Annotated in this window: 11 protein-coding genes and 1 riboswitch; of the genes, 6 read left to right on the forward strand and 5 right to left on the reverse strand. The window is 28.2% G+C overall.

The window, feature by feature from the left end; all coding sequences use genetic code 11:
• The 4 genes from Q0V08_RS07510 to Q0V08_RS07525 all read right to left on the reverse strand — a co-directional run.
• Nucleotides 1–534 (reverse strand): ABC transporter permease subunit (locus Q0V08_RS07510; protein ID WP_297433555.1); only part of this gene is annotated, 534 nt, incomplete at its 3' end.
• Entirely contained in the window at nucleotides 521–1,237 is a 717-nt protein-coding gene (locus tag Q0V08_RS07515) for an ATP-binding cassette domain-containing protein (RefSeq protein ID WP_297433557.1), read from the reverse strand. The genes Q0V08_RS07515 and Q0V08_RS07510, both read right to left, overlap by 14 nt.
• Nucleotide 1,238: 1 nt before the next feature.
• Nucleotides 1,239–1,892 carry a thiaminase II gene (tenA, locus tag Q0V08_RS07520; protein ID WP_297433559.1) on the reverse strand — a complete coding sequence of 218 codons (654 nt, stop codon included), beginning with the start codon at nucleotides 1,890–1,892 and terminating at the stop codon, nucleotides 1,239–1,241.
• A gap of 90 nt (nucleotides 1,893–1,982) precedes the next feature.
• A riboswitch (TPP riboswitch) is annotated at nucleotides 1,983–2,071 on the reverse strand.
• 15 nt (nucleotides 2,072–2,086) lie between these two features.
• Entirely contained in the window at nucleotides 2,087–2,512 is a 426-nt protein-coding gene (locus Q0V08_RS07525) for a single-stranded DNA-binding protein (protein WP_240218621.1), read from the reverse strand.
• Between the two features lie 146 nt (nucleotides 2,513–2,658).
• Here Q0V08_RS07525 and polA point away from each other — a divergent pair, with 146 nt between their 5' ends.
• The 5 genes from polA to Q0V08_RS07550 are packed head-to-tail and all read left to right on the forward strand — an operon-like array spanning nucleotide 2,659 to nucleotide 9,404.
• Entirely contained in the window at nucleotides 2,659–5,325 is a 2,667-nt protein-coding gene (gene polA / locus Q0V08_RS07530) for a DNA polymerase I (RefSeq protein ID WP_297433561.1), read from the forward strand.
• Nucleotides 5,326–5,334: 9 nt separating this feature from the next.
• Entirely contained in the window at nucleotides 5,335–6,237 is a 903-nt protein-coding gene (whiA, locus tag Q0V08_RS07535) for a DNA-binding protein WhiA (RefSeq protein WP_297433563.1), read from the forward strand.
• 10 nt (nucleotides 6,238–6,247) lie between these two features.
• Nucleotides 6,248–7,207, forward strand: coding sequence for a bifunctional riboflavin kinase/FAD synthetase (locus Q0V08_RS07540; protein ID WP_297433565.1), 960 nt, complete (start codon nucleotides 6,248–6,250; stop codon nucleotides 7,205–7,207).
• Nucleotides 7,182–7,862, forward strand: a complete 681-nt coding sequence (locus Q0V08_RS07545; RefSeq protein ID WP_297433567.1) for a ScpA family protein — start codon at nucleotides 7,182–7,184, stop codon at nucleotides 7,860–7,862. Before Q0V08_RS07540 ends, Q0V08_RS07545 begins: the two co-directional genes overlap by 26 nt.
• Complete coding sequence (locus tag Q0V08_RS07550; RefSeq protein ID WP_297433569.1) at nucleotides 7,863–9,404, forward strand: TaqI-like C-terminal specificity domain-containing protein; 1,542 nt, start codon at nucleotides 7,863–7,865, stop codon at nucleotides 9,402–9,404.
• 36 nt (nucleotides 9,405–9,440) lie between these two features.
• Here Q0V08_RS07550 and ptsG read toward each other — a convergent pair whose 3' ends face one another.
• On the reverse strand, nucleotides 9,441–10,916 hold the full coding sequence (gene ptsG, locus Q0V08_RS07555; RefSeq protein ID WP_297433571.1) for a glucose-specific PTS transporter subunit IIBC: 1,476 nt from the start codon (nucleotides 10,914–10,916) through the stop codon (nucleotides 9,441–9,443).
• A 164-nt stretch (nucleotides 10,917–11,080) separates the two neighbouring features.
• Here ptsG and Q0V08_RS07560 point away from each other — a divergent pair.
• A partial coding sequence (locus tag Q0V08_RS07560; RefSeq protein ID WP_366099783.1) for a helix-turn-helix domain-containing protein occupies nucleotides 11,081–11,588 on the forward strand: 508 nt, incomplete at its 3' end.

An 11,588-nucleotide genomic window follows, 5' to 3' on the forward strand; every position in this document is an offset into this window, starting at 1 on the left:
CATTTTAAGAGCGGAAAAAAAATTAGGAAGAGCTCTAGGCAGTTTTAGTTTTAAAAAAATTTGCAATTTACTTGCTTTAAGGCTTTTAAAATAATTAATTTCATCTTTTTCTACATTTTGTAAACCATTATATATAGTTATTGTAACAGGGAAAAAAGATATAATTACAGCGACTATAACTTTACTCCAAATAGAGTAACCAAACCATAAGATAAAAATCGGAGCTAGAGCAGTAATCGGAATAGTTTGGCTAGTTATAATTAAAGGATGAATACAACTGTATACTATGTGACTAAAATCCATAGAAATAGCTAAAAATATTCCTAATAAAATAGTTAATATTAAAGAAGTAACAGCGATGTTAAGTGTAGCGGGTAGATGCGTAAAGAAAAGACTTTCTTTAAGAATCCAAACTTTTTTTAATATATTTAATGGAGTAGGAAGAATATAACCTTTATTAATATATCTTCCTAGAATCTCCCATAGTATAAAAAATGAAAAAAGAGAGATGATAGAAAAATTAATTTTTTTCATAAAAGTTATCTCCTTTGATAATAGAAAGAATCTCTTTTTTCAGTTGTATTTTTTTTTCAAGAGTTATATTTTCAGGAACTAAAAACTCTTTAAATTTCGAAAGAGGTTTTTTTGAGCAAACAAAAATTCTATGAGATAAAAAGATTGCTTCATCAATATCATGAGTAATAAAAATCATACTTTTTTTAAGTGTTGCTATAAGATTTAAAAGCCAATTTTGTAAATCCTCTCTAGTTATAGCATCTAAAGCTGAAAAAGGTTCATCTAAAAGAAGTAAATCTCCACCGCTCATTAATGTACGAATAAGTGAGATACGCTGTTTCATTCCTCCAGAAAGTTCTTTAGGATAATTATTTGAATATTCTAATAGATTGAAACGTTTCAAGAGAGAAACAGCTTTTTCTTTTTCTATCTTTTTATTTCCTTTTTTAATTTCAATTGGTAAAAGTATATTTTCTAAAATAGTTCTCCATGGTAAAAGTGTATTTGATTGTGGCATATAAGATACACTTTTTGATTGAACAGTACCATTAAAATTTTTTTCAATTCCTGCTAATATTTTTATAATTGTTGATTTTCCACATCCACTTCCGCCTACTATACTAATTAATTCATTGTGTTTTATATTAAAAGAAAGGTTATCTAAAATAAAGTTGTGATTATCATATTTAAAAGTTAAATTTTTTACTTCAAGCATATTCATTTTAAAAAGACCCCTTATAAGACATATCCCAGAATTTATACTCATAGATGCTACAATTAATAAAAATTGTTTTTAAATGTTCTTTTTCTTCTTTTGAAATATTTTGACAATATTTTTCAACAAGTTCAATATTCCAATTAGTTAACTCTTTATATCTAGAAGAGGAGTAACATTCAATCCACTCACCGTAAAACTTATCATTAGAACCATAAAGTTCTTTTAACTTTAATCCAATCATTTCGTAACTCCACATACAAGAAAGAGCAGCGACAGCAACTTCTTTTATATCGCCACAATGGGCTACTGAAAGCATATAACTAGTATATGAAGTATTATCAAGAGTTGGTTTTTGTGACGCAATATCTAATTCAGTAATTCCTAATTTTTTCATATAAACTCTGTGTATTCCCATTTCAGAATTTAGAATTCCATCTGTAAGTGCAGCAAATTTTTTCATATCACTTTCATTTTTACTTTTTATAACACCCAATGCAAAAAGTTTTGCGTAATCAAGAAGGTAGATATAATCTTGAATAATATAAAATTTAAATTTATCTTTTTCTAGAGATCCCTCACCGATTCCTTTAACAAATGGATGCGTGTAGTAACTATCCCAAATCTCTTTTGCACTTTTGTATAACTCTTTTGAAAACATAAAAAACCTCCTGTTAAAATTTATATAAATAAAAAAAGCTATCTTCCAAAAAATAGGAAAATAGCTTTATATACACAATTATAAAATAAAAGTGATAATTAACTACTTCCCTACGCTAGTATTAACTAGATCAGGTTCTAAGGGTAAGTCTCAGCCAAAAGGCACCCCTAGTAGTTTAAAATATTATTTAATTATTAGAATGGGAATTCATCCTCATCAAAAGATGATCCACCAAAGTCATCATTAGAAGACTGCTCAGCAACTTTAGGTGCTGAGTAAGATGGCGTTGGAGCAAAATCAGACGGTGCAGATGATTCTCCTCTACCTTCAACAAACTCCATACTTTCAACAAGTACGTCATAACTTGTTCTTTTTTCTCCGTTTACCTCGTATCTATTCATTTGAAGTCTACCATTAACAGCAACTTTTCTACCTTTTCTTAAGTATTCACCGATAAGTTCAGCTGTTTTTCCAAAAGCAACACAGTTAATAAAGTCAGCTTCTCCTTTAGAAAAAGGTCTGTCAACTGCTAAACTAAATCTTGAGTATGCTTTTCCGCTTTGACCAAATTTAAGTTCAGGATCTCTAGTTAAACGTCCAATTAATACAACTAGATTCATAAATACCTCCTATATTTTAGTTTATACACAAAGATTATAACAGAAAAATAAAAAAAATAATATTTATTTATAAAATAATTTTTTTAACTAAGGTATTGAATATGGTATAATATTATGAAAAATGTAAATCGTAGAAAGGGGAAAAAATGAAAAAAGCAGTTTTATTAGATGTAAGTGCAATAATGTATAGAGCTTTTTATGGAAATTTAAATTTTAGAACTAAAAATGAACCAACAGGAGCAGTATATGGATTTGTTAATACTCTTATAAGTATTATAAATCAATTAAATCCTGATTATATAGGAGCTGCTTTTGATGTGAAAAGAGCTACTTTAAAAAGAAGTGAAATATATAAGGAGTATAAAGCTCAAAGAGATGCAGCACCGGAGGATTTAGTAGCTCAAATACCTAGAATAGAAGAACTTTTAGATTGTTTTGGAATAAAGAAATTTAAAATAGATGGATATGAGGCTGACGATGTATTGGGAAGTTTGGCTAAAGAGTTAGGAGCTAAAGATATTGAATCTTATATAATAACAGGAGATAAAGATTTATCTCAAATTTTAGATTCACATGTGAATATCGCTCTTTTAGGAAAAGGTGATGGTGGAGGATTAAAAATACTATCTACTGAAGAGGATGTTATTGAACAACTAGGAGTAAAGCCGAAAATGATTCCAGATTTATTTGGATTAATTGGAGATACAAGTGATGGAATTCCAGGGGTAAGAAAAATTGGTTCTAAAAAGGCTATTCCAATGTTAGAAAAATATGGAAATTTAGAAGGAATTTATGAAAATATAGATTCTTTGACTGAGCTTCCTGGAATAGGAAAATCTTTAGTAAATAATTTGATTGAAGATAAAGAATTAGCTTTTATAAGTCGTGAATTAGCAACAATTGAATTATTAAATTTAGGTGTAAAAGAAGAGGAGTTAGAATATAAAAAAGATAATAAAAAACTTTTAGAACTTTTTAAGACGTTAGAATTTAAATCTCTAATAAAAAAGATGAATTTAGAAGATGGAGAAAGTCAAGTTATAGCTCAACCAGTTTCACAAAATGGAATGCAACTTGGACTATTTAGTTTTCAAGGAACACCTGAAATTTATGAAGAAAAAGGATTTTTTATATTAGAAGGATCTAAAATAAAAGAAAGTTTAAATTCAGATAGTGAAATAGCTATTTATTGGGGAGAAAAAGGTGTAGCAGTATCTTTAAAAAATAAAGATTACTTTTTACCACTGAAAGATGAAGAGAGTAAAAAATATTTTAAGGAAGTTTTAAACTCTAATAATAAATTTATATCATATGGATTTAAAAACTTTTTAAGACATGGATATTTTGTAAAAAATATGGATTTTGACACAATGTTAGCTTATCATTTATTGACATCTCAAACTAGAGAAGAGATTGAAGTAATGTTAAAAAATGTTATCGAAGAAGATGTGGAAAAATATAGCGAAGTTTTTGGAAAAACAAAAATAGAAGATATATCTGCTGAAGATTATGGAAAGTTTCTTACAAAAAGAACAAGAGGAATGCTTGTCGCTTATCCAGAGCTTGTAAAAGAGTTAGAAAATAATAATTTATATAATGTTTTAAAAGAAACAGAGATGCCTTTGATTAGAGTACTAGCTGATATGGAAATTGAAGGGATAAAGATATCGCCAGAATATTTCTCTAAATATAGTTTAGAGCTAGAAAGTAGAATAGATGAGTTAACAAAAAAAATATATGAAGAAGCAGAAGGGGAATTTAATATCAATTCTCCAAAGCAATTAGGTGAGGTTTTATTCATTAATTTAAATATTCCACCAGTGAAAAAAACCAAAACAGGATTTTCAACTGACAGTGAGGTTTTAGAAAAACTAGCTGAACAGGGATATGAAATAGCTAAATCTATTTTAGAGTTTAGAAAATTAAGTAAATTAAAATCAACTTATGTGGATCCTCTTCCTAAAATGGCTGATGAAAATGATAGATTACATACAACTTTTAATCAAACAGGTACAGCAACAGGAAGATTATCATCATCAGATCCAAATCTTCAAAATATTCCAGTAAGAACTGAAGAAGGAATGAAAATAAGAGCAGGATTTATAGCTAAAGATGGTTCTGTTTTACTGGGGATAGATTATTCTCAAATAGAACTGAGAGTTTTAGCTGAAATATCACAAGATACAAACTTAATAGAAGCATACTCTGAGAATTTAGATTTACATAGTTTAACGGCTAGAAAAATTTTCGATTTATCAGAAGATGCTTTAGTAACAAGAGAGCAAAGAGATGCTGCTAAAACAGTAAACTTTAGTATAATATATGGTAAGACAGCTTTTGGATTATCTCAAGAATTAAAAATAACACCAAAAGAAGCTTCAGATTATATAACAAGATATTTTGAACAGTACCCAGCAGTTAAACATTTAGAAAAAGAGATAATTGAATATGCTGAAGAACATGGATATGTTGAGACATATTTTAAGAGAAAAAGAATAATAGAAGGAATCAACTCGAAAAATAGAGTTATAAAAAATCAAGCAGAAAGAATGGCTGTAAATACGGTGATTCAAGGAACTGCTGCTGAAGTTTTAAAAAAGGTTATGATAAATTTATATGATTTATTAAAAGATAAGAAAGATATACATATGTTACTTCAAGTTCATGACGAATTGATATTTGAAGTAGAAAAAGAAAAGGCTTTAGAATATAAAGAAAAAATAGAAAAGATAATGAGAGAAAGTATTCAATTTTCTAAAGTTAAATTAGAAGTAAATAGCTCTATAGGACAAAATTGGGCTGAAACAAAGTAGGAGGAGAAAGTGTCGTATACTTATAAAGTTAAAAATGAAATACTTCATCGTTGCGACTTGAATGAAGATGAAAAATACGCCGAGATAAGAGCGATACTCTTATTAAAACACGCTATTAATCAAAACAGCATAGAGCTGAAATTAGAAAATAAAGAGATAGCAGAAAGAATTTATTTTATGCTAAAAGAGTTAACAAACTTAAAAATTTTTATAAAATTTTCTAAAAGTAAAAAATTTGGAGAACATAATACCTATGTAATAAGTATTCCATCACAACCTGGAATAAAAAAATTTATTGAAAATTTAGAAAAATATTCATCTAAAGTAGATGAAGTGAGTGAAGAGGTTGAAAAAGGATTTATAAGAGGAATGTTTTTAGGTTGCGGTTATATAAAATCGCCTGAAAAAGAGTATGCTTTAGACTTTTTTGTTGATAGCGATGAATTAGCAGATGAATTGTATAATCTCTTAGTGAAACTTGAAAAAAAAGTTTATAAAACAATAAAAAGAAATAAGCCGCTTGTATATATGAGAAATGCAGAGGATATTATGGATATAATAGTTTTAATCGGTTCGATGAAAGAGTTTTATAACTATGAAGAAACAACGATGATAAAAGATTTAAAAAATAAAACTATTAGAGAGATGAACTGGGAAGTTGCCAATGAAACTAAAACTTTGGATACAGCTAGAAAACAAGTAAAAATGATAAACTATATTGGATATAAAATTGGACTAAATGAATTGAGTCCGGTTTTAGAGGAGATAGCATTTTTAAGATTGGAAAATCCAGAGGCATCATTACAAGAGTTAGCAGAGATGATAGGAATATCTAAATCAGGAATCAGAAATAGATTTAGACGGTTAGAAGAGATACATAATGAACTTTTAGAAAAAGAAAGGGAAGCATAAGGGGAGTACAATGAAAATAATAGAGGATATTTTGCTAACTAAAGAAAACTTTGAAAATACATACGTAGCTATAGGTGCCTTTGATGGAATTCATATGGGACACAGAGAATTAATTTCTCAAGCTGTAAAAAAAGCAAAAGAAACTGGTGGAAAATCAGTTGTTTTTACTTTTTTAAATCATCCGATGGAAGTAACCAATAGAGTAAAAGCACCTAAATTAATTAGCTCTTTAGAAGAGAAAATTCATATAATAGAATCTTTAGGAGTAGATTATTTAATACTTCAACCATTTACCCAAGAGTTTTCTAATCTGTCTCCTCAAATATTTGTAGAAAGAGTTTTAGCAGAGTTGTTAAGAGCAAAGGAGATATACGTAGGATTTAACTTTTCTTTTGGAAAAGGAGGAAAAGGAACAGTTGAAAATTTAAGACAATTGGGAAAGCAACATAAAATTTTTGTAAATATAATAGAGCCTGTAAAAATTAAAGAGCAAGTTATAAGTTCAACATTTATAAGAGAGATGTTAGCAACGGGGAATTTAGATATAGCTAATAGATGCTTGGGACAACCATTTTTAATTATTGGTGAGGTTGTTCATGGAAGAAAGTTAGGAAGAATAATGGGGTTTCCTACAGCAAATTTGAAAATATTAAATAAGATATATCCTCCTTTTGGTATATATGGAGGAAGAGTTAAAATAGAAGGTGAACAAAATTGGTGGCATGCAGTCGTTAATATAGGGAAAAATCCAACGTTGAAACCTGATGAAAGAAGCATTGAGGTTCATATATTAGATTTTGATAAAGATATATATGGAAAAAGAATATATGTTTCTTTAATAGAGTTTTTAAGACAAGAAAAAAAATTTAATTCAATGGATGAATTAAAAGAAACAATAAAAAATGATGTTTTAAATTGGAAAGAAAAGGTAAGGGTAAAAGCAGATGGAGATTGTATTAAAAATAGATAACTTTGAAGGCCCTTTAGATCTTTTACTACATCTTATAGAAAAGAAGAAAATGAAAATATCTGAAATAAAAATATCTCAGATAATAGATGAATATCTTCAATTTATAGAGAAAGCACAAAGTGATAGTTTAAGTGTAAAGGTAGAGTTTTTAGAAATTGCATCGGAACTATTAGAGATAAAAGCAGTATCTATATTAAGTGTTGAAAAGGAAGAGGAGAAAGAAAAGGATTTAAAAAGAAGATTAGAGGATTATAAAGTATTTAAAGAAGTTGCTGGAGTAATATCAAGTATTGAATGTGAATACAACATCTCTTATACTAGAAAAGAGGGAAGAAAAATAACTAAAAATATTCCTAAGGAGTTTGATTTAACTAGTTTAAAACTTCAAGACATGTTTAATAGTTATGTAAAGTATTTACCAAAAGATGAGGAATATCTAGAAATTGAGGTTGAAAAAAGATATTCTTTAAAAGAGGAAATGGATAGAATAAAAGTTATTCTTTATTCTTCAGAAAAGGTTGTACTAGAGCTTTTTAGACGAGCAGAAAACAGAACTCATTTAGTATATATATTTTTAGCAATCTTAGATTTATATAGAGATGGGGTTATATTAATAGAGGGTGAAGGTAACTTAAAGCTCTTTAGGAGGGATTAAGTGGAATACAATTATAAGATATACACACCGGAAAAATATGCGAGTAGCATGAGTAAAGTAGCTTTGAATAAATATTTAGAAAATAATTTGAAAGAGGATATATTAAATATAAAAGTAATAGATATATCATGTGGCTCTGGAAATCTTTTATTGGCAATATTAGAGGAATTGCTAAAAATTTCAAAGGAAATTTTTGGAGAATATAAATATAGTGAAAATTGGATAACAGGATTTGATGTAGATTTAAATGCATTAAAATTATTAGAAAAAAGAGCCGAGGCTCTTTTCTTTAAATATGGAGTATTTGGAAAATTAAATCTGAAAGAGTGTGATTCATTATATGAAAAAATAGAAGAAAAATATGATATAGTAATAGGGAATCCACCATATTTAGGAGAAAAAAATCATAAAGAAATTTTTCATACAATAAAAGAAACTGATTTTGGAAAAAAATATTATAAACCTAAAATGGATTATTTTTATTTTTTTATAGATAAGGGAATTGATATATTAAAAGATAACGGCATTCTAGTGTATTTAACAACTAATTATTGGTTAAAAGCTGATAGTGCAGAGGGAATAAGAGAAAAAATGAAACAAGAAGGTAGTTTTTTTCGATTAGAAAACTACAGTTATTCGATTTTTAAAGATGCGATAGGTCAACACAATATAATTTTTTACTGGCAAAAAAATAGAGAGAATTTAAAAATATCCGTAAATGATGATGGTATTGAGTATTTTATTGAAAAAGAAAATATTTTTACAGAAGAGCACAGTAAAATTGCGTTAATTCCTCCATTTTGGAAAGAAAATATAAAAAAAATTAGAGATAAAAGTAATGTAATATTAGGAGAGCTTGTAAATATCAATCAAGGAATTGTAAGTGGTGCCGATAAAGTTTTTGTTTTTGATGAATATAAAGAGGAGTTTAAAAAATATTTAAAACCTTTTTATAAAAATAGAGATATAGGAAAATATGAAATATCAAAAAAACCACCATTTTGGATTATGTATTTAAATAGTAAATCTAAATTAGATGATGTAGTTACAAATTATTTATTAGATTATAAAAGTAAACTTTCTACGAGAAGAGAGGTTCTAAACAATAGAATAAACTGGTGGGAGTTGCAGTGGGCAAGAGATGAAGATATTTTTTTGAAACCTAAAATTATAGTTAGACAAAGATGTAAAACTAATAACTTTGCTTATACAGAAAAAGAGTTTTATGGAAGTGCGGATATATATTATTTAACTGCAAAAACAGATGAAGTTAATCTATATTATATTTTGGGATATTTAAATTCTAAAATTTTCTTTTCATGGTTTAATTATATAGGAAAGAAAAAAGGGAAAAATTTAGAGTTTTATTCAACTCCTTTAAAAGAATCACCATTATATTATCCAATGGATAAGGATGAGATAAAATATATTGAAGATCTTGTAAAGAAACAGCTTGAAAATTATAGTGAGAATATTCAAGATGAAATTGATAATTATTTTAGTAAAATAATGGGCATAAAAAATATGAGTGAAGAGAATTAATTCTTCACTCACTTTTTTTTTGTTTTATAATAAATATTATAAAGCTTTTATATCGTTTGCTATAAATTGAGCTTTAGCACCAAATATAGCTTGAACTCCATTTTGTCCAACTTTTAAAACTCCAGAAGCTCCAAGTCTTTTTAATTCTGCATCATTTACAAGAGCAGTATCTTTAACTTCAAGTCTTAATCTAGTGATACAAGCATCAACAGAGATAACATTTTCTTTTCCTCCTAAAGCAGCAAGAACTAGAGTAGCTAATTCACTACCTTCAGCTTTAGGTTGATCATCAACTTCAGCTCCAACCTCTCTTCCAGGAGTAGCTAAGTTGAATTTTCTAATAAAGAATCTAAATCCAAAGTAATAAACAACAGAGAATCCTAAACCTACAACAATAACCATTGGCCAGTTAGTTTCAAACCCTTCAGTTCCAGGAAGAACACCGAACATAATATAGTCGATAACTCCACCTGAGAATGTCATACCAATTCTAACACCAAACATATTCATTAGCATAAATGATAATCCAGCAAAAATACAGTGAATTCCATATAATATAGGTGCAACGAATAAGAAAGAGAACTCTAAAGGCTCAGTTATTCCTGTTAAGAAAGAAGTAAGAGCAGCAGAGAATAAAATTCCAGCAGCCATTTTTTTATTTTCAGTTCTTGCTTCATGATACATTGCAAGAGCAGCAGCAGGTAATCCAAACATCATGAATGGGAACTTACCAGTTAAGAATTTACCAGCTCCAGAGTAAGTAGCTGATGAGAATGAGTGAACTCCATCTTTTAACATTGCAAACCAGATAGCTTGGTCTCCATTAACGATTTGTCCAGCATTATTTGTGTACTCTCCAAATTGGTACCAGAAAGGAGCATAGAAAATATGGTGTAATCCAAATGGGATTAAAGCTCTTTCTGTAATTCCAAATAATAATGTAGAAATATTAGTGTTTGTTTCGTTAGCTAAATAAGATAATTGAGCAAGTCCTGCTTGAACAGGTTGCCAAATGTATGGCATAGCTAAACCAACTAAGAAAGCAAGAACAGCAGTCATAATAGGAACTAGTCTTTTTCCTGCAAAGAAACCTAAGAAAGCTGGTAACTCTGTTTTATAGAATTTCTTGTAACAAATAGCTGCGATAATACCAGCAATAAGTCCTCCGAAAACTCCAGTTTGAAGAGTAGGTATTCCTAAAACCTCTGCGAAAGCAGGATTTCCAGCAGCAATACCGTTAGCAGCATCTGTAAGTGTTCCCATAGTAGTATTCATAATTAAAAGTGCAACAATAGCAGCAAGAGCAGCAATACCGTCTCCACCAACTAAACCAATAGCAGCTCCAACAGCGAATAGAAGTGGTAAATTACCAAATATTATTCCTCCGGCTTGTTCCATTAAAGGTATACCTAACTTATTTCCAGCAGCAAGGAATATACCAGCAGCTGGTAAAATCGCAACCGGTGTCATCAAAGCTTTACCGATTTTTTGAACTTCAGCAAATATTTTCATAAAACTCCTCCATAAGATTGATAATAAAGAATATTTAATTCACTAAAAGAATACATTTTATTTTGAAAAAAGTCAAGAAAATTATCAAAATAAATGAGCCTTTTTTTTACGCATTATTTGTGTTATAATTTAACAAAAGATTTAAAAAGGGGGTAAAAATATCTATGGAAACAGATAAAAAAAATAAAAAATATAAGATACTTGAACCCTTTTTTAAGAAGGAGAAAAAATTAAGAGAGATAGAAAAAGAGACTCAAATCTCTTATGCCACTTTAAAAAGATGGGTAAGTCAATATAAAGATTCAGGAGAAAAAGGATTAGTAAAAAAAACTCGAGTAGATAAAAATACCTTTAAAAAAGTAAATGAAGATGTAATGGAACATTTGAAAGCTTTATATAAAGAATATCACGCACTACCGGTAACTAAATTATATGAAAAAGCTAAAAATACCCTCAGTTCCTATAATAGTATGATAAGTTATCCAACTTTTTTTAGAATAATAAATAATTTAGACGAGAATATTAAACAAAATTCGATAAAATCTGTAAAAAAAGATAAAGTATATGAATATGCTATTATACAAAAAGCTATACCGATTCCTTTTTTCAACAATAAAAATAAAATTTTTTATTTAACTATTTTTTATAATAAAGAAAATTATAAAATAATAA

The organism is uncultured Cetobacterium sp., assembly GCF_947038635.1.
Classification (GTDB): Bacteria; Fusobacteriota; Fusobacteriia; order Fusobacteriales; family Fusobacteriaceae; genus Cetobacterium_A.

What these genes read in the sequence shown, in the direction of transcription:
- Q0V08_RS07515 (WP_297433557.1), bottom strand. Translation starts at nt 1,237, where the DNA reads ATGAATATGCTTGAAGTAAAAAATTTAACTTTTAAATATGATAATCAC.
- tenA (WP_297433559.1), bottom strand. Translation starts at nt 1,892, where the DNA reads ATGTTTTCAAAAGAGTTATACAAAAGTGCAAAAGAGATTTGGGATAGT.
- Q0V08_RS07525 (WP_240218621.1), bottom strand. Translation starts at nt 2,512, where the DNA reads ATGAATCTAGTTGTATTAATTGGACGTTTAACTAGAGATCCTGAACTT.
- polA (WP_297433561.1), top strand. Translation starts at nt 2,659, where the DNA reads ATGAAAAAAGCAGTTTTATTAGATGTAAGTGCAATAATGTATAGAGCT.
- Q0V08_RS07540 (WP_297433565.1), top strand. Translation starts at nt 6,248, where the DNA reads ATGAAAATAATAGAGGATATTTTGCTAACTAAAGAAAACTTTGAAAAT.
- Q0V08_RS07545 (WP_297433567.1), top strand. Translation starts at nt 7,182, where the DNA reads ATGGAGATTGTATTAAAAATAGATAACTTTGAAGGCCCTTTAGATCTT.
- ptsG (WP_297433571.1), bottom strand. Translation starts at nt 10,916, where the DNA reads ATGAAAATATTTGCTGAAGTTCAAAAAATCGGTAAAGCTTTGATGACA.